The organism is Streptomyces roseochromogenus subsp. oscitans DS 12.976, from assembly GCF_000497445.1.
Taxonomy (GTDB): Bacteria; Actinomycetota; Actinomycetes; order Streptomycetales; family Streptomycetaceae; genus Streptomyces; species Streptomyces oscitans.
Window position 1 is genome coordinate 6345842 of the sequence record NZ_CM002285.1, and the last position, 16934, is coordinate 6362775.

General features: G+C 69.6%; 18 protein-coding genes, 1 tRNA gene and 2 pseudogenes. 13 read left to right on the forward strand and 8 right to left on the reverse strand.

Annotation, left to right across the window (positions count from 1 at the left end; all coding sequences use genetic code 11):
- Positions 1-933 (forward strand): class I SAM-dependent methyltransferase (locus M878_RS92450; RefSeq protein WP_023550639.1); only part of this gene is annotated, 933 nt, incomplete at its 5' end.
- Positions 934-976: 43 nt separating this feature from the next.
- On the opposite strand, the gene M878_RS77080 is transcribed toward M878_RS92450, so the two are convergent.
- The 3 genes and pseudogenes from M878_RS77080 to M878_RS000000101950 all read right to left on the reverse strand — a co-directional run.
- Positions 977-2152, reverse strand: coding sequence for a glycoside hydrolase family 26 protein (locus M878_RS77080; RefSeq protein ID WP_023550640.1), 1176 nt, complete (start codon positions 2150-2152; stop codon positions 977-979).
- A gap of 170 nt (positions 2153-2322) precedes the next feature.
- The gene (locus M878_RS77085) at positions 2323-3078 is read right to left on the reverse strand and encodes a hypothetical protein (protein WP_023550641.1); all 756 of its coding nucleotides are present in this window, start codon (positions 3076-3078) and stop codon (positions 2323-2325) included.
- A gap of 462 nt (positions 3079-3540) precedes the next feature.
- A pseudogene (locus M878_RS000000101950) lies at positions 3541-3794 on the reverse strand (AMP-binding protein); the annotation flags it as partial.
- Between the two features lie 335 nt (positions 3795-4129).
- On the opposite strand from M878_RS000000101950, the gene M878_RS77095 reads away from it, so the two are divergent.
- The 8 genes from M878_RS77095 (at position 4130) to M878_RS77130 (ending at position 9973) form a co-directional block, all read left to right on the forward strand.
- On the forward strand, positions 4130-4678 hold the full coding sequence (locus tag M878_RS77095; RefSeq protein ID WP_031225974.1) for a vitamin K epoxide reductase family protein: 549 nt from the start codon (positions 4130-4132) through the stop codon (positions 4676-4678).
- A 146-nt stretch (positions 4679-4824) separates the two neighbouring features.
- Positions 4825-5331 carry a tyrosinase family oxidase copper chaperone gene (locus M878_RS77100; protein WP_031225975.1) on the forward strand — a complete coding sequence of 169 codons (507 nt, stop codon included), beginning with the start codon at positions 4825-4827 and terminating at the stop codon, positions 5329-5331.
- Positions 5315-6181, forward strand: coding sequence for a tyrosinase family protein (locus tag M878_RS77105; RefSeq protein ID WP_023550646.1), 867 nt, complete (start codon positions 5315-5317; stop codon positions 6179-6181). Before M878_RS77100 ends, M878_RS77105 begins: the two co-directional genes overlap by 17 nt.
- 303 nt (positions 6182-6484) lie before the next feature.
- Entirely contained in the window at positions 6485-7897 is a 1413-nt protein-coding gene (locus tag M878_RS77110; RefSeq protein ID WP_031225977.1) for a condensation domain-containing protein, read from the forward strand.
- A gap of 229 nt (positions 7898-8126) precedes the next feature.
- Complete coding sequence (locus tag M878_RS77115) at positions 8127-8369, forward strand: hypothetical protein (RefSeq protein ID WP_023550648.1); 243 nt, start codon at positions 8127-8129, stop codon at positions 8367-8369.
- A 172-nt stretch (positions 8370-8541) separates the two neighbouring features.
- Positions 8542-8877, forward strand: a complete 336-nt coding sequence (locus tag M878_RS77120; RefSeq protein ID WP_023550649.1) for a hypothetical protein — start codon at positions 8542-8544, stop codon at positions 8875-8877.
- 147 nt (positions 8878-9024) lie between these two features.
- Complete coding sequence (locus M878_RS77125; protein ID WP_023550650.1) at positions 9025-9273, forward strand: hypothetical protein; 249 nt, start codon at positions 9025-9027, stop codon at positions 9271-9273.
- A gap of 340 nt (positions 9274-9613) precedes the next feature.
- Positions 9614-9973: a hypothetical protein gene (locus M878_RS77130; protein WP_023550651.1), complete on the forward strand. Its 360-nt coding sequence runs from the start codon at positions 9614-9616 to the stop codon at positions 9971-9973.
- A gap of 178 nt (positions 9974-10151) precedes the next feature.
- Here the strand turns inward: M878_RS77130 and M878_RS77135 are convergent, their stop codons facing one another.
- The 3 genes from M878_RS77135 to M878_RS77145 form a co-directional block, all read right to left on the reverse strand.
- On the reverse strand, positions 10152-10451 hold the full coding sequence (locus tag M878_RS77135; RefSeq protein WP_023550652.1) for a hypothetical protein: 300 nt from the start codon (positions 10449-10451) through the stop codon (positions 10152-10154).
- A gap of 254 nt (positions 10452-10705) precedes the next feature.
- Positions 10706-11002 carry a hypothetical protein gene (locus tag M878_RS77140; RefSeq protein WP_031225979.1) on the reverse strand — a complete coding sequence of 99 codons (297 nt, stop codon included), beginning with the start codon at positions 11000-11002 and terminating at the stop codon, positions 10706-10708.
- Positions 11003-11219: 217 nt separating this feature from the next.
- Positions 11220-11678, reverse strand: a complete 459-nt coding sequence (locus M878_RS77145; protein ID WP_023550654.1) for a hypothetical protein — start codon at positions 11676-11678, stop codon at positions 11220-11222.
- Between the two features lie 497 nt (positions 11679-12175).
- Between M878_RS77145 and M878_RS77150 the strand changes: the two genes are divergently transcribed.
- Positions 12176-12925 (forward strand): hypothetical protein, encoded by a 750-nt coding sequence (locus M878_RS77150; RefSeq protein WP_023550655.1) that lies wholly within the window; start codon positions 12176-12178, stop codon positions 12923-12925.
- Positions 12926-13000: 75 nt separating this feature from the next.
- Positions 13001-13276 (forward strand): hypothetical protein, encoded by a 276-nt coding sequence (locus tag M878_RS77155; protein ID WP_023550656.1) that lies wholly within the window; start codon positions 13001-13003, stop codon positions 13274-13276.
- Positions 13277-13465: 189 nt separating this feature from the next.
- Here M878_RS77155 and M878_RS77160 read toward each other — a convergent pair whose 3' ends face one another.
- Both M878_RS77160 and M878_RS77165 read right to left on the reverse strand, forming a co-directional pair.
- Entirely contained in the window at positions 13466-14425 is a 960-nt protein-coding gene (locus M878_RS77160) for a D-2-hydroxyacid dehydrogenase family protein (RefSeq protein ID WP_031225981.1), read from the reverse strand.
- Between the two features lie 158 nt (positions 14426-14583).
- A tRNA-Arg gene (locus tag M878_RS77165) sits at positions 14584-14656 on the reverse strand.
- Positions 14657-14976: 320 nt separating this feature from the next.
- Between M878_RS77165 and M878_RS77170 the strand changes: the two genes are divergently transcribed.
- Positions 14977-16587, forward strand: coding sequence for a dynamin family protein (locus M878_RS77170; RefSeq protein ID WP_031225983.1), 1611 nt, complete (start codon positions 14977-14979; stop codon positions 16585-16587).
- Positions 16588-16590: 3 nt separating this feature from the next.
- Positions 16591-16934: pseudogene (locus tag M878_RS99000) on the forward strand (hypothetical protein); the annotation flags it as partial.

Genomic DNA, 16934 nt, shown 5'->3' on the forward strand with positions numbered 1-16934 from the left:
AGCGAGGAGGCAGACGTCTGCGCGGCGGACGACACGCCGGATCTGTGGTGTCCCGCGTGTGCGGAACTGGGAAAGCCGCTGCGCGTGGTCGTCGAGGGCCGGTATCGGCTGGTGCGCTGCCGCGTGTGCCGTACACAGTATTTCCGCGCCGACCCCGCGCTCGCCGGATGCGAGGGGGAGGCACCGTTCAATGAGTACTGGGAGCAGTACAAGTTCGGCCTGTACGCGAGTGACGAGGTCCGGCGTGACTACGAAGAACGGTACGAGGCGATCCTCGATGAGGCGGAGCGCCTGACCGGACCCATCGACACGGTGCTCGACGTCGGATGCGGGATCGGGAATTTCGTCAGCTTCGCCCAGGCCCGCTGCGGCCGCGCCTTCGGTATCGACGTGGACGCCGATGCCGTGGCCGCGGCGCGCTCCCGTGGGCTGCGGGTCGCGCTCAGCGAGGATCTGGACGCGCTGCTGCCCGACGCCGAGGCGGACGCCGTCACGCTGTGGGACGTGATCGAGCATCTCTACGATCCGCTTCCCGCGGTGAGCCGCGCCCTCGGGAAACTCCGTCCGGGCGGCGCGCTGATCTTCGAGACACCGGATGCGTCGTTCCCGGTGCGTCCCGTCCTCAGGGCCGTCCATACCGCGAGCCGGGGCCGGGTCGATCTGACGCGGCACCTGTATGACTGGGAGCACAAGATCTATTTCACGGCAGCCGGGATGCGCGCCATTCTGAGCCGGCTGGACTGTGAGGTGATCTCGGTGCAGCGCCCGGCGTCACCCCGGGCGGAGATGCGGGAGAACTTCACGCGGCATGCGGACGCCTCGTGGCAGAGCCGCGCACTGGCTCGCGCCTGGCCACGGCTGGAGAGTGCGGCCCGCCGGGTCGGCCGGGGGAGCAAACTCGTCGTCATCGCCCGGGACGCGGGCTGCGGATGAGAGCGCCGGCGTCGGTCCTGGTCGTGGCACGGCCGCCGCGCGGTCAGCCGGACGCCCGGGCAGGCAGCGGATTCGGCAGCGGGTGCGGCTCGTTCGCGGGCTCGGGTGCGGCGGGGACCGGCGGATTCGGATCCTGGTCCGGGCCGCGCCGACCGGACAGCGCCGCGCGGTAGAGGGCGGACGCCCGGGGGTTGGCCGGGCACAGCCACACACCGTGCGGGCAGTAGTCGGTGATCGTGTTGTACAGCGGTTTGTGCTCGTCGATCCACGCGAGCATCCGCAGCATGTACGTCGCGTTGTCGCCGTTGCGGAACAGGCCCCACTCGGGATACGAGATCGGCTTCTTGTGCGCCTTCGCGAAGTCGACCTGGTCCTGCAGGCCGTAGGGCTCGGACACCTGCTGGTCGAACGAGATCCCCGCCGGCTGGTCGTAGGAGTCCATGCCGATGACGTCGACGACGTCGTCGCCGGGATAGCACTGCGGCCACGGAACGGCGTCCGCGCCCCGGTCCGGGGCGAAGTCGAACGCGAAGTGCTGCCCGGGCACCGAGCGCATGACGGTGACGATGCGCCGCCAGTACGTCTTCCAGGCGTCCGGATCGGGGCCGCAGCGGTGGGTGTAGGTGACGCCGTTCATCTCCCAGCCGAGCACGAGGACCGTGTCCGGCACCCCGAGGCCCACGAGGTGCTCGGCGAGCGTCCGGAAGTGCTGGTCGAACTCGCCGGCCGCGCCGCGCCGCAGCACCTGCTGGACCTCCGTGTCCGGCACATGGCCCTCGTCGCGTTCCGTCAACGGGACGTTGACCACGAGGATGCGGTCGTCCTTGGCCCGCCGCCACTGGGCCCAGTTGCCGAGGAAGCCCGGCGTGCCCTCGATGTTGCTCCACTTGTCCCCCGGCAGGTACGTGTGCCCCACGCGCACCTCGGTGTGGTCGAGCCAGTCGCTGAATCCCCGGATGCGCAGCACACCGAGGGGCCCGGAACTGAGGTACGCGCCGAACGCGGGCGGGCGCGGCTCCCCCGAGGAGGGACCCGTCGCCCCGTTCGCCGCGCACCCTGCGGGGACGGGAGCGGCGAACCCGGCCGCGCAGTGCTGCGCGGCCGGGTTCGCCGTGGGGCCGGACTTGATGACAGGGCTGGGAAGGACGCTCGCCGCCGCGAACACCCCGGCGGCGAGGAATGTCACTCGCCTCAGGGATCGCAGACGCTCGGACGCCATTCCCTACTCCTTTTGGTGCGACTACACCCCAATTACTGGGACACAGCCATATATACGCTCATTGCACCAATGGAGTCGGATGGCTCGACGCCGCTAGTCCACAAGGACGACCGTACGAGATGGTTTTCCGTCGGCGGGTGCCGGGCGCGGGGCGTCCGGCACCCGGGCGACTACTGCTGGGCTGTGGTCTTGCGGCCTCGCCGGTAGAGGACGGTTCCGGCGACCAGCAGCGCGCCGCTGGCGGCGACGGCTGCGATGGTGCCCTCGGTGCCGGTGTGGGCCATCGGCCTGTGGTGGTGGTGATGGTGGTGGTGGTGCCGGTGGTGCGGCTTCTCGGGCCTCTCCGGCGGCATGTGGTGGTGATGGTGGTGGTGCACCGGCTTGGGCTCGTGGTGGTGATGCGGGGGCTTTTCTTCGTTGCCGTAGCTCGACTCGTCGTCACCGTAGTTCGACTCGTCGTCGCCGTAGTTCGACTTGTCGTCGCCGTAGCTTTCGTGGGACGGCTTGTGGCTCGGCTTCTCGTCGTCGCCGTAGCTTTCGTGGGAGGGCTTGTGGCTCGGCTTCTCGTCGTCGCCGTAGCTTTCGTGGGAGGAGTGCTCGCTCGACTCGTCGTCGCCGTAGTCCTCGGAGGAGCTCTCGCGATGCGACTTCGTCACATGGCCGGTGGACCAGCCGGGGGAATACGAGGACGAGAACTCCGACGCCAAGTTCTGCGCCATCTCCGTGGCGCTCTCCGCGCGCTCCATCGCCCGCATGGCGCTTGCCGCACCCGGGAAATCGGAGTCGCCGACGTCGTCCGAATAGGAGGAATACGCGTCGTCGGACGTGAACGGACCGGAGTCCGCGAACGCCCAGGGGCTGTATACAGTCAGGACGCTCGTCGCGGCGGCGGCCACGACCAATCCCTTGGTCAGGGTGTGTCGCACTCTCTTTGTCTTCCTCTCAGGGGGAGTCGAAAGGCCGGCCCTGGAGCCAGTGAAGGGGGACTGCTCCGCAGTGGGCCGCGGGGTTCCGTAGGTTCGTCGCAGGGCCGTGGTGCCGCACGGATGCCGCACGTTCACACGTGCCACCACTTGCAGACTGTGAACGAAATATGTACTTCCGCGGATACCTGGAAGCATGAAATGCCGGGTAATTCACTCGATCGCCCGTCTTGGCTTGACGGGCTCACCCGCCGTACAGGGCCTCGATCTGCTCCGCTTACGCGGTCGTCACGGCCTGTCGTTTCACCTTCAACGACGAGGTGAGCGGCCTGTTCTCCTCACTGAACTCGCCCTCGACCAGTGCGAAGGCGCGGATCGACTCGGCGTGTGAGACAGCCGTCGCTGTCCAGGGAGCCGAGGTCACCGGTGGCGAGCCGGCCGCCGGTGAGCACCGCGTCGGCGGCCGCCTCGGCGTACGAGTGTGGGAAGCGCCTCGCCGTCGGGCCGCCAGGTGCGCGGAGGTTCGGCGTGGCCGGCCGTGCCGGCGGCGACCGTCTCGGCGATGACGAAACGGGCGCCGGAGTCGCGCACGATCCACTCCACCTGCTCGGCCGAAGAGGTGGCGCAGACGGGGACGCTCTGGCCACCGGCGGCCAGAGCGCGAAGTCCAGGACCGTCCACTCGTAACGGGTGCGAGACATCACGGCGACGCGCCGCCCGATTTCATCGGCGGGTGGTTGACATCCCTGCGTACGCCTATGACGGCCCCTCAGTCAGCTTGGTCGGGAGCCAACTTGCTCACGCGCAACAGAAGCTCAACGGCGCCGCAAGCAGCGGCGGCCACGTTCGAGGGACGTCGCGGCGCGTCCCCTGATCGTGTGGAGCCCCGGCCGCCCTCCTCCGGTCGGGTGAGCGCACACCGGGCCGCCCCGTCGCCGATCGGTAGGGTCGCGCGGTGACCTCAACCCCCGGTGACACGCCTCCGTCCCGCCCCGCAGACCCGGGCACCCCCGCCCGGCCCGCGCCGGCGGCGGGCGCCGGCCGCGGCTTCGCGCTGCTCCTGGTGCTCACGGGCGCGGCCGGACTGCTGGCCTCCTGGGTCATCACCATCGACAAGCTCAAGCTGCTCCAGAACCCGAACTTCACGCCGGGCTGCAGCCTCAATCCGGTGGTGTCCTGCGGCAGCGTCATGAAGAGCCCGCAGGCCTCGGTCTTCGGCTTTCCCAACCCGATGCTCGGCCTGGTCGCCTACGGCATCGTGATCTGCGTCGGCATCAGCCTGCTGGCCGGCGCCGCCTTCCCGCGCTGGTACTGGCTGATCTTCGACGCGGGCTGTCTGTTCGGGGTCGGGTTCGTGTCCTGGCTGCAGTTCGAGTCGCTGTACCGGATCAACGCGCTGTGCCTGTGGTGCGCTCTGGCCTGGGTCGCCACGATCCTGATGTTCTGGTACGTCACCTCGTTCGCCGTACGGCACCGGTTCCTGCCCGCGCCGGGCCCGCTGCGGGCGTTCTTCGCCGAGTTCACCTGGGTACTGCCGCTGCTGCACATCGCGGTCGTCGGCATGCTGATCCTGACCCGCTGGTGGGACTTCTGGACCAGCTGAGTCGTCCGGCTCCGGCGGCCGGTCCGCCGCGGCCCCGGCGGGCGCGTCACCGGTCCGGCGGTCACCGGTCCGGCCGCACGGCGGTGACCGGGAGGGCCACCCGGCGGTTACCGCCTCGGACAACCGAACCGGACGAGGAGTGAACGATGGTTCCAGGTGTCGGCGGAGCGCCGGTGGGCGGGCAGAGCGGCACGCCGGCCGCGGACGGAGCGCGGCCCCGGGGCAGCACACGGCGGGACGTGACGCGGAGACTGTTCTCCTCGGCGCTCGTCGTGGCGCTCGCCCCGGTGACCGCGGCCTGCGCACGGCGAGCCGAGCATGCCCCGGACGACGGCCGACGGGCCACCGCCTTCGACGAGACCTACCGAGGCCGCCACATCCGCGGCGTCGAGGTGCACCCCGCCGAGCGGGCCGCCGTCGCCGGCGCCCAGTGGAAGGTCACGATCGACGGCCACCCGCTGCATCTGATGCGCCGGGCCGACGGCAGCTGGCTGAGCATGATCGACCACTACCGCTCGTACCCGACCGCGCTCGCCGCGGCCCGCGGGGCGGTCGACGAACTGGGCCCCAAGGAGCAGCTGCACGATCTGGCACCGGGGCCGATGGGCGGCGGGCCGATGCACATGGGGGGCGGCAATGGCGTACACGCGTAAGAACATCACCCGGCTGACCGCCACCGAGCGGCGCCGGTTCGTGGGCGCTCTGCTGGACATCAAACGCAGCGGTGAGTACGACGAGTTCGTGCGGATGCACATCGACTACAACACCCCCGACGGTGAAAGCGGGCTGCGCACCGCTCACATGGCGCCCTCCTTCCTGCCCTGGCACCGCAAGCTCCTGCTGGACCTGGAGCGGGCGCTGCGCCGAGTGGACGATTCGGTGACGGTGCCGTACTGGGACTGGACCCGCGACCGCTCGACCACCGCGCTGCCGTGGACCGATGACCTGCTCGGCGGCAACGGGCGGCGCTCGGACCGGCAGGTGATGACCGGCCCGTTCGCCTACCGGGCCGGCCGCTGGAAGCTCACCGAGAACGTGACCGACCGGGAGTACCTCACCCGCGACCTCGGCCGAGCCCGCGACCCGATCGAGCTGCCGACCGCCAAGGACCTGGAGCCGGCGCTCGCCGATCCGGTCTACGACACGGCGCCCTGGGACTCGACGGTCACCAGGGGATTCCGCAACAAGCTGGAGGGATGGGGGCCGGGCCAGGGCAAGGTCTCCTGGCGCAACCACAACCGGGTGCACCGCTGGATCGGCGGGGTGATGGTCGGCGGCGCCGCCGTCAACGACCCCGTCTTCTGGCTGCACCACTCCTTCGTCGATCTGCAGTGGACCCGCTGGCAGCAGCGCCACCGCAACCACCGCTACCTCCCGGCCGACCCGCCGGGCGAGCGCGACGCCCAGTACGACCGGGTCGTCGCCCGGCACGAGCAACTGCCGCCGTGGGACGTGACACCGGACGAGCTGGAGGACATGAGCGGGATCTACCGGTACGAGTGAGGCCGGTCCGCGGGAGCCGCCACGCGGCAAGAGCCCGAAGAGCCCCCGCCCGCACGACGCCGGGGGCTTTTCGGTCACGTACGACGATTCCGTCAACTCAGCCTTTTTCTGCGCCTGTTCAGTCGGCATGCCGGTCGACAGCGGTCGTACCGCACCGCGTTGCCGGCCTCGATCACCTCGAACGTTCGCTTCGCCGTTCGAGGCATCACACGTCCCGCTGAAATGCCGGCGACACGGCAACCGCCGCCCGGTGCGTGGCTCTCCGCTGATCAAGTCTGGGTCTTCTGCGAAGGAGACGCCCCTGTGCGAATTTCTGACATTCAGCGCTGCGAAGCGCGGCCCGGACATCTCGTCGAGTGGACGTTCAGCCCGGCGACCGTCGCGGCCGCGGCAGCGCTGCCGCCGGATCCTCGGCCGCCGTCGTACATCCAGGAGTCGCACATCAGAACCGCGCGTTCGGTGCGCGAGGACGGACTCTTCGTGCCGACCTGGATCGGCACGGCGTTCGACCTGCCGGGCGCAGCCGATCTCGATGCGCTGGAAAAGGCGTTGCGCGGCTGGACCCTGCGGCACGAGACGCTGCGCAGCGGCTTCAGATGGGCCGGCGACGACATGCACCGGTTCACGCTCGACGAGGACGACGTGTCCCTGCACCGCGAGGTGGTCGGCGACTTCGCCGACGCGGACACGCTGGTCCGCTATCTGCAGGACCGATTCGACGTCGCGGCGGACGCGCTCGGCTGGCCCAACTTCATCTACGCGGCGGTGGTCCGCGACGATTCCACCAGCGTGTACCTGGCGTTCGACCACACCAACGTCGACGCCTACTCCCTGCAGCGCATCCCGGACGAGATCCACGAGCTGTACCGGGCGGGCGTCACGGGCCGGTCCCTGGCCGGGGCGCCCGTGGGCAGTTACGTCGACTTCTGCGAGCAGGAGCGGGCGAACGCCGACGGCATCGACGACACCCACGCGATCGTCGCCCGCTGGCGGGAGTTCATCGCCCGGGGCGACGGCACGCTTCCGGCCTTCCCCGTCGACCTCGGGCTGCGCCCAGGCGGTCCGCTGCCCGCCCAGAAGCTGATGCGCGAGCCGCTCGTCGACGCGGACGCCGCCGCCGCGTTCGAGGCGCACTGCCGGCCCTACGGCGGCAGCATGGTGGGCGTCCTGGCCGCGACCAGCCTGATCGTGCACCAGATCGGCGGGGAGCCGGCCTATCGCACGGTCGTACCGTTCCACACCCGGGTGAAGTCCGCGTGGTCGGACTCCGTGGGCTGGTACGTCGGCGGCGCACCGATCGAGGTGCCCGCGGCCCGGGACTTCGACGGCGCGCTCACCGCCGTCCGCGCGGAGTTGCAGGCCAACCGGTCGCTGGCGCGCATCCCGCTGGCCCGTGTACTGCGCCTGCTCGGCGCGGACTTCCGTCCGACCTCGCCCGACCTGTACTCGATCGTCTCCTACGTGGACGCCCGCGTCGTCCCCGGCTCGGCCCACTGGCCGGAGCAGAAGGTGTACGGGCTGCTGCGGGTGTCGTACGGCGACCAGGTGTGCGTCTGGATCACCCGGCTGCACGAGGGGCTGTGGCTGGCCTGCCGCTACCCCGACACCGACATCGCGTACAAGAACCTGCGGCGCTACATCGAGGCGCTGCGGGATCTCGTGGTGTCCGTGCCCGCGCACAGTCGTCTCCTGGCCACCGAACCGACATTTTCGTAATACCGGGTTGGTCAACTTCCCTTTTCACCATCCGCGTTGACGTGCCTTTCAGTAACCCGCAATGCGGGCACGGCAGTTGCCTCTGCCGGGCACGGCTTTCGTACCCATGTCCCTTTTTGGACACGGATATCCGGCAAAGTGGAATACCGTGTATCGCTACTGGTAGTGTTCACTCAGTCACGGTAGGCAATCAGCCTCGATGTCCAAGCAAGGAAGAACCGAGGGTTCCATGCGCAAGCTTCAGCAAGTCGTGATCGCAGCAGTGGCGGCCGGCGGTCTGGCCGGCGTCGGTGCCGGCGCCGGTACGGCCTACGCCCACGGTCGCGGGGTTGAGGTGAACGACCTCTACCGCCCCTACCAGGAGTGCAGCCCGCAGACGGTGGCCGACGGCAGCCTCCCGGTCTCGGTGCTCGGCCTCTCTCAGACCTTGGACACCACCTGCGGTCAGTTCAACAACGCCTTCACTGGCTGAGGTCGACGGCGTCGGCACGCGCGACGCCGTCCGCGGAACCCTTCGGGTGACCCTCCGAAGGGTTCCCCTCACGCCCGGCCGGTCGCCCGGCTCCCAGGACGAAGTCAGGGCAGGGCGCGGCTGGTTCGCGGCGCACGGTGCCCTGGCGCCCCTCACAAAGGAAATGCAACACATGCTCAGTAGAAAGAAGCTCGCGGCCGTCTCGGGGCTCGTCGGCGGCCTCGCCGTGACCTGCACCGGCCTCGCCCAGGGGTACGCCGCGGCGGACCCGGGGGTCTGTACGCGCGACCTTCAGGGCAGCGTCACCTGCATCCAGCGGATCCAGGGCGAGATCCCTGAGAACGGCGTCATCCCCCACCAGGACAACTGCATGCCAATGCAGCCCATCACCCTGCCGGCGGCCCTGGGCAACGGGACCATCAAGTACGGGCCCGAAGTTACCTGCTCCACGCCGCCCCGCGACAAGGGCGACGGCAAAATGGAATTCCCCGGCGGCCTGCTGGACTGAGACTCCGGGCCGGAAGCTCCCGACGAAAGCCTTGCGCAGACCCGACACGACGTATGGCCGAAGATCCCAAATTGTTACTGATCGTGTGTATATGCTCACGATAAGTAGTCAACCAGGGCTGTGTGCCCGGGCAAGAAAGGGTCAATCATGCGTAAGTTTCAGCGTGCAGCGGTCGTAGCGGCGGCGGTTGCGGGGCTGTCCGTCCTCGGCGTCGGTGTCAGCTTCGCCGGCGGCGGTGAGGACCACGAGCAGCCGTCGCAGGAGTACACCGCGGTGGCCAACTCGTCGGCCAACGCCGTGGCCACGTACGGCGGCTACAACACCCACGGCCGGGGCCACGACGACCCCGCACCCGAAGGGGGTTACGGCGCGTACCAGGGTCAGGGCGGCCAGTAAGACCAACCCGGTCCACGATGCGCACGAGTGAGCGCGCGGAGCGGCCGTAGCGCATCGGCATTCCTTTGGAACGCGATATGCACATCGTACGAACTGTATCTCCCAGTCCCGGACCAACTCGGATTGTTCGCCGGTGTGCTGAGTAATACCCCATGGCGAAGGCAGCCCGGACGCGTGACAGACCCCTCAGGGTGCGCGTCCGGGCTGCGGCAATGCCGCCGCCGGACGCATTCGTTCTTGCGTCCAGGCGCTGGGTCCCCCTTCCGACCTTCTCCAAGGCCCGGGTGTGCGCCGGTGGATGGCGCAGACGCCGGGCCTTCAGCGCAAAGGAACACAGCACATGTTCACTCGGCAGAAAATTGCGACCGTCACCGGGCTCGTCGGAAGTCTCGCCGTGATCTGTGTCGGCGCCGCACACGCACACATCGACGGCCCCGGGCGTGACTGCAGGACCACCGCCATGGGCGACACCATCTGCGTTCACAAGAGCCAGACCCGAATTGACCAGCACGGCAAGCACGTCATCAAGCAGGCGGAGGACTGCTCGGTCGTCGACCGGTCGCGCCTGATGCTGCCCGACAACGACCTGCTGGGCGGCGGATCCAAGAAGGTCGGGCCGGTGGTGAACTGCTCCAACGAGGTAAAGCTGCCCAAGGGCTTCAAGAAGCCGCACTTCGCGAAGCCCCACATCGGGTTCTGACGCGCGATCGTAGGCGTCTGACGCGCGATCGGAAAATGCCGGACCGGGATCGTCCCGGTCCGGCATTTCGGCTTTCTGGGGCAGGATATGCCCGCTACATGGAATTCCCCGGTGCCTCGGCCTCGCGGCCGGGACACCGGGGAAAGGGTTCCGCTTACCTGCTTACTCGCTTACCTGCTCACTTGCCGACGCTGTTGTTGCAGCCCATGTTCGAGCCGAGCTGCGACTCCTGCGCACCAGCGTTGCCCTCGCCGTTCAGCAGGTTGCCGCCCAGGCCGTTGAGGATGCCGACCTCGCCGAGGACGTCGGCGTTCAGATCGTGGGACCTGCAGGTCGTGCTCTGCAGGACGCTGAAGCGGCTTCCGCCGCCCCCCTTGCCCCCGCCAAAGCTCTGGTCGGCGTGGGCGGCGCCGGCGCTCACGAGCCCGATGCTCCCGAGGGCGGCGACCAGGACGGCGGCCTTGCGCAGCTTGTGCATGTCTACTCCGGTGGAAGTGTCGTGGATGCGATCCGTGAGAGATCGACTTCGAACAGTTATGGACGGTAATAGGAAATATGCGTAGACAAACAACGACGCGCCGAATTCGTAATTCTCTTCACTCTGAACGCTCAATTATCATTCTGAATGCTCAATGGGCGTGTAAAAAATGGGCGCAAAAAGAGTCCCGGCACCGAGCGTGGCGCTCGGTGCCGGGATCATTTCCCGCTGTCGCCGCCCCTGCGGCGGTGGGCTCAGAAGGCGCTGTTGCTGCAGCCCATCGTCGAGCCGATGTGGGTGGCCTGGGCGCCCGGGTCACCCTCGCCGTTGAGCGCGTTGCCCAGCAGGCCGTTGAGGATGCCGACCTCGCCGAGGACGTCCAGGTTCAGGTCGTGCGACTTGCAGTTGGAGCTCTGCAGGACGCTGAAGCTGTCGCCGCCCTTGCTGCTCTTGCCGCCGCTGTCCTGACCGCCGGCGTGTGCGGTGCCGCCGACGAGCCCGATGCTGCCGATGGCGGCGACCAGGACGGCGGCCTTACGAAGCTTGTGCATGTCCATCTCCGGTGGAGTGAAGTGGTTGCGATCTGTAGTTGATCGCCTTCTTACAGTTACCGGAGATTAATAGGAAATACCCCAAAGCGGACAGCGACGCGCCGAGTTCATGATCTATTGGCAAAAGAACCCGAAAGCCGCATCGCACGCGCACGGGCCCTTCGAGGGTGCTCCTCGAAGGGCCCGCAGGGCGTCGGTGTTTGGTTGTCGGTCGGCTCTAGTGTCCGGAGTGGGCCAGGGCGTTCGACTGCGTGTTGCCCTGGCTGCACTCGATCCCATGGGTGTCGGCGGCGGCGAGCAGGGCGACCGGGACGTTCGCGCCCAACAGGGATTGCGGGCTGCACTCCTGGGACGGGCGGAAGAGGTTGCTCTGGAGCGAGTCGCCGCCCTGTCCCGGGGTCGCCTGCGGGGAGATCTGCGGGCTCAGGGAAGGGCTCAGGGTCGGGTTGATCTCCGGCGTGACCTCGGCACCCCGCTGCGGAGCCGCCTGCTGCGGGCCGTAGCTCTGTGCGGTGGCCCCCGCGGAGCTGGCCGACGAAGCCTGGGCGTCCGGCTGTGAAGCAGGGGGCGGATAACCGCCGTTGTAGTCCGGAGCGGCGGAGCTGGGGCCGGCGCCGACGGCGGACAAACCACCGGCTGCTGCGACGATGAGCGCGACTTGCTGGAGCTTGCGCATGAAACCCTCGGCCCTTCATTGACCTGTGCACGGAACGATTCAAAATACTGGTGAGCCAGTGCAGTTGTTGCTGTTCTTGCTGCCCTGTGCGGTTGCGACGGACCATCGCTCTGGCCCAGTGGGAACGACGGAAGCAGGGTCATGGATACGGTGTTCCGGGCCCTGATCACCCATTTGCCCGAGGCTCTGTGCGTCGCGTCGCCGCGTCCCGAACGCCTCTGCAATCATGCTCCGGGGCGAGGGGGCGTCAATGGCAAATGGGTGACGGGCTTTCAAGTCCCGTGACCGGGGCGGGGGAAAAGTCGTTGCCAGCTGGGAGAGGGCAGCGATCATGGATCACGGAGGGGTTACGGAATTCGCTGCCGGCTCCGGCGTGAGTCCTTGTGTGGCCCGGTAGTTACCCCGCAAAGGTGCAGTACGAATATCGGACTGGGCGCACGTAAGACTGCACTAATACAACGGATTTCCTGTTCAGGTTTCGAAGGGCCGAGGGTTCCATGCGCAAGCTTCACAAGGCCGCTGTCGTCGCAGCAGCGGCCGGCGGTCTGACCGCCATCGGCGCCGGCGTCAGCCATGCCGACGCTCCCGTCGGATACGGTGCCGCTCCAATGTCGGCTCCCGAGTACCCCGCACCGCAGTACGGGCCGCCCCAGTACGGGCCACCGCAGTACGCGCCGCAGTACGGGCCACCGCAGTACGCGCCGCAGTACGGGCCGCCCCAGTACGCCCCGCAGTACGCGCCGCCCCCGCCGAGCGGTCCGATGGCCGAGGCGGCGTCCCGCGCGCGGGGCTACGCACAGGTCGCCGCTCCGCAGCCGTACCCCCAGCCGATGATGCAGGCCCCTCCTCCGCCGCCCGCGCCGCCGCAGCAGCCGACTGGTTACGCCGTCGCCTCGGCCTCGTCGGGGGGCTCCGCGCAGGCCTCGAACTCGCCGTACGGCCAGCAGGCCGCCCCGCAGCCGGCTCCCGCCCCCCAGCAGCCGGCGCAGGTCATGCCGCAGGTCAGCCCGCAGTCCGCGCCGGAGGTCATGCCACGGGTCGCCCCGCAGGTCGCCATGCCTCAGACCTTTGGCGCCGCGGACGGTCCGCCGAAGGTCGCCCCGCAGGTGAACCCGTCGGTGAACCCGCAGGTGAACCCGCTCGTCAACCCGCTGGTGGCGCCGGACACGCCGCAGGCGCCCGGGCTCGGTCTCGGGTCGGTCGCGGCGCCTCCCGTCGGCGCACTGGGTCTGCCCCGAATCGGCTGATCGCCTCCGGCGATGTCCGCCGCCCCTCCCACTCGATCTGCTGCAGATCACAACCGCTCGACCAACGGAGAAGTAATGCGCACGTTTCAGAAGGCCGTCCTCGTGGGCGCCATGCTCGGAAGTGTCGGCTCCCTCGGCGTCAGCACCGCCTTCGCACACGGTGAGCCGGGCCACGACCTCGAGGTCGCACAGTCCACGGAATGCCGCTCGCACGACATGAACATCAATGTGCTCGGCAGCGTCGGCGCCCTCAACGGCCTGGCGGGCAACCTGCTGAACGGCGAGGGCTCGCCGGGCGCGCAGCCCAACAACCTCGGCTCGGACATGGGCTGCAACAGCAAGGCCCTCTGACCGGCTTCGCCGCCCGCCGGAGTCGTACGGCTGCGGCGGCGGACGGACGCTGCGCGTGAAGCACCGCGGCGACCCGGTGACAGCCGGGCGGCGCCGGACCCTCCTCGTGGACACCGGGGAGCGTCCGGCGCCCTGCTGTATACGGGCGGTGTTGCCCCTACGGGGCTGCGCCCCCGCCTCCCGGGGGGCTCAGGGCAGGAGCCGTGTCGGGGACCCGGCCAGATAGGCCTGGATGTTCTCCACCGCCTGGCGGTAGTACGTCGTGTAGTTGGCGTGCGAGACGTAGCCGAGGTGGGGTGTGGCGAGCAGACGCGGGGCGGTGCGCATCGGGTGGCCGGCGGGCAGCGGCTCGATGTCGAAGACGTCCACGCCGGCGCCCGCGATCCGGCCCGCGCGCAGCGCGGCCAGCAGGGCGTCCTGGTCGACGACCGACGCCCGGGAGGTGTTGACCAGGTAGGCGGTCGGCTTCATCAGGGCCAGCTCGGCGGCGCCGATGAGGCCGCGGGTGCTGTCACCGCCGGGCACCTGGACGGTGACGAAGTCGCTGTCGGCGAGCAGTTCCTCCTTGGACGCGGCGAGTTCCACGCCGTGTTCCGCGGCGCGCTCCTCGGTCAGGCGCGGGCTCCACGCGCTGACCCGCATGCCGAAGGCAAGCCCGACCCGGGCCACGTGGCCGCCGATCCTGCCGAGGCCGAGCACACCGAGCCGGGCGCCGTGCAGGTCGGCGCCGACGGTGGACTGCCAGGGGCCGTCCGTGCGCAGCGCGGTGCTCTCCTCGACGATCCCGCGCGCGAGGCCGAGCAGCAGCGCCCAGGTCAGCTCGGCGGGCGGGATGCCCGAGCTCTGCGTACCGCACACGGTGACGCCCTGGGCCTGCGCGGCGGCGTAGTCGATGACGGTGTTGCGCATGCCGGAGGCGATGAGCAGCTTCAGCCGGGGCAGCCGGGCGAACAGGGAGCCGGGGAAGGGGACGCGTTCGCGCAGCGTGACGACGATGTCGCAGTCGGCGAGAGCCACGGCGAGGGCGTCCTCACCGTCCAGGTGCTCCCGCAGCGAGAAGACCTCCACCTCGCCCTTCAGCACCGACCAGTCGGCCAACTCGGTGGCCGCGCCCTGGAAGTCGTCCAGCACCGCACAGCGAAGTCGCACGTCGTCTCTCCTGCCGAGTACCTGTCACCTCTCGCGGACGGGGACAAGTCTGCCCTGAGCGGCGAAACGCCCTCCCGGAGGGGCCGGAGGGGCCGGGAGGGGCCGGAGGAGGCGGAGACAAGAACGCCCTCCCGAAGGAGGGCGGAGACAAGACAGAGCGCCCCCGGCAGGACTCGAACCTGCGGCCAAGCGCTTAGAAGGCGCCTGCTCTATCCACTGAGCTACGGGGGCCTGGTGTGGTGGCCTCGTGCGGATGCCCTGGCCGGGCTGATCCGTGACGCGGCCCGGGGACAAGGATAGGGCTCCCGGTTCCTTGACCCTGTTGCTTCGCCTCCGTGGCTCGATGTGGAGGTTCGGTGAAGCGGTCCTGATAATCGCAGGCAGGTGCGATTCGCGCACCGCTTTTGGCGTCCGACGCCCCGGGTGTTGTGCACTCGTTATGCCTGGACTGTGCCCGTGTCCCAATGGTTCCTTCCATCCGTTCTGTCCTCTCGGCGCGCAGACATGTCTATATGCTTCATAATTCCCCTAAAGTTGGGCATTCTTCGCATGTGGTGACCTTGGACGTACGGCCTCAGCTGCTCGACACACTTTCCGCTCTGCGCGATCGTGTCGCCGCCACACGCTTTCCGCTGCCCCTGTCCGGGGCCGCACGCGCGCGTGCCAACCGCGACGAACTCCTCGCGCAGCTCGACGACTATCTCGTACCCCGCCTGCGAGAGCCCGAGGCGCCGCTGCTGGCCGTCGTCGGGGGATCCACCGGCGCGGGCAAGTCGACGCTGGTCAACTCACTCGTCGGGCGGCGGGTGAGCGAGGCTGGCGTGCTGCGGCCGACGACCCGGACGCCGGTCCTCGTCTGTCATCCCGAGGACCACCACTGGTTCAGCGCCATGCGCGTGCTGCCCGAGCTGACGCGGGTGTGGGCGGCCCAGCAGGATCCCGCCGACGATCTCCTGCTGCCCGCCCGCGAGGAGCCCCTGCGCGTGCTGCGCATCGAGACCGCCGACACCCTCCCGCGCGGGCTCGCCCTCCTCGACGCGCCCGACATCGACTCGCTGATCGCCGACAACCGTGTCCTTGCCGCCGAGCTGATCTGCGCCGCCGACATCTGGATCATGGTCACCACGGCGACCCGCTACGCCGACGCCGTCCCCTGGCACCTGCTGCGCACCGCCAAGGAGTACGACGCCACCCTCGTCACCGTGCTGGACCGGGTGCCCCACCAGGTCGTCTCCGAGGTCTCCCGGCAGTACGGCGCCCTGCTCACCAAAGCCGGGCTCGGTGACGTACCCCGCTTCACGGTGCCCGAGCTGCCCGAGTCCGCCTGGGGCGCCGGACTGCTGCCCGCCACCGCCGTCGCGTCCCTGAAGAACTGGCTCGTCCACCACGCCCAGGACGCCGCCGCCCGACAGCAGGTCATGGCCCGCACCGCCTACGGCCTCCTTGACTCGCTGCAGTCGCGCATTCCCGAGCTGGCCAGCTCCGCCGCCGCCCAGTACGCCGCCGCCCTCCGGCTCACCTCCGCCGTGGACGCCGCCTACGACACCGAGCACGCGCGCGTGCGCGGCCGCCTGCAGTCCGGGGCGGTGCTCGCCGGGGACGCGCTCAAGCGCTGGCGGGCCTTCCCGCTGGACTGCACCCCAGGGGAGCTGCTCGACGCGCTCGTGGAGAGTCTGGGCGCCCTGCTGCTGTGCTCCGTCACCGCGGCGGACGAGCGCATCGACGAGGCCTGGCGCCACGAGCCCGCAGCCGGCGCCCCGGGCCTCACCGCCCGAGAACTCCCCCTGGAGACCGCCGAGCACCGCATCGGCCTCGCCGTACGGCGCTGGCGGCGCGAGATGGAGGAGTACGCCGAGGACGAGGTGCGGGTGCTGGAACGTACCTCCGCACCCGACCCCGAGATCGTCACCGCCGTCGTCGCCACGGCGCTGCTGGGCGGGCGCCGGGCGCGCAACGCGGGCGAGGGACTCGCCTCCCGGATGGGCGCCCAGGGCGCGCTGCGGCTGCGCAAGCGGGCGGGGCACCTGCTGACCGAGTACGTGGACCGTGTCATGAACGCCGAACGCGAGCGGCGCCTCACCGCGCTGGAGGCCCTCGACGTCCAGCCCGCGCCCCAGGCCGAGCTCATCGCCGCCCTGTCCGTACTGCAGAAGGAGAGGTGACCGGTGACGGCCGCCACTGATCAGGACCAGATGGAGCACACCGACCACATGGCGCCTACTGAGCACAGCGGTCACATGCATTCCGAGGCCGTGAACCCCGGAGAGCGTGGCGACCTTCGCGGGGAGCTGGTGCCCCCGAGCCCGGGAGCTCCCGGCGACACCGCCGTCCCCGAGGACCGGACGGAGGTCACGGGCCGGGATTCCGCGTCGGCCGCTTCGGCGGTGGGCGTGGACGCGGGCGAGGACAAAGCCGCGGCCGGGGACGAGGGGGAGGACGAGGAAGGCGACCACCGAGGCCGACGCGGCCGACGCGATGAACGTGAGTGGGACGCGCGCGTGACGGCCCA

What these genes read in the sequence shown, in the direction of transcription:
- M878_RS77140 (WP_031225979.1), bottom strand. Translation starts at nt 11,002, where the DNA reads ATGCACAAGCTTCGTAAGGCCGCCGTCCTGGTCGCCGCCATCGGCAGC.
- M878_RS77115 (WP_023550648.1), top strand. Translation starts at nt 8,127, where the DNA reads ATGCGCAAGCTTCAGCAAGTCGTGATCGCAGCAGTGGCGGCCGGCGGT.
- M878_RS77130 (WP_023550651.1), top strand. Translation starts at nt 9,614, where the DNA reads ATGTTCACTCGGCAGAAAATTGCGACCGTCACCGGGCTCGTCGGAAGT.
- M878_RS77150 (WP_023550655.1), top strand. Translation starts at nt 12,176, where the DNA reads ATGCGCAAGCTTCACAAGGCCGCTGTCGTCGCAGCAGCGGCCGGCGGT.
- M878_RS77080 (WP_023550640.1), bottom strand. Translation starts at nt 2,152, where the DNA reads ATGGCGTCCGAGCGTCTGCGATCCCTGAGGCGAGTGACATTCCTCGCC.
- M878_RS77120 (WP_023550649.1), top strand. Translation starts at nt 8,542, where the DNA reads ATGCTCAGTAGAAAGAAGCTCGCGGCCGTCTCGGGGCTCGTCGGCGGC.
- M878_RS77155 (WP_023550656.1), top strand. Translation starts at nt 13,001, where the DNA reads ATGCGCACGTTTCAGAAGGCCGTCCTCGTGGGCGCCATGCTCGGAAGT.
- M878_RS77105 (WP_023550646.1), top strand. Translation starts at nt 5,315, where the DNA reads ATGGCGTACACGCGTAAGAACATCACCCGGCTGACCGCCACCGAGCGG.
- M878_RS77125 (WP_023550650.1), top strand. Translation starts at nt 9,025, where the DNA reads ATGCGTAAGTTTCAGCGTGCAGCGGTCGTAGCGGCGGCGGTTGCGGGG.
- M878_RS77100 (WP_031225975.1), top strand. Translation starts at nt 4,825, where the DNA reads ATGGTTCCAGGTGTCGGCGGAGCGCCGGTGGGCGGGCAGAGCGGCACG.
- M878_RS77135 (WP_023550652.1), bottom strand. Translation starts at nt 10,451, where the DNA reads ATGCACAAGCTGCGCAAGGCCGCCGTCCTGGTCGCCGCCCTCGGGAGC.
- M878_RS77145 (WP_023550654.1), bottom strand. Translation starts at nt 11,678, where the DNA reads ATGCGCAAGCTCCAGCAAGTCGCGCTCATCGTCGCAGCAGCCGGTGGT.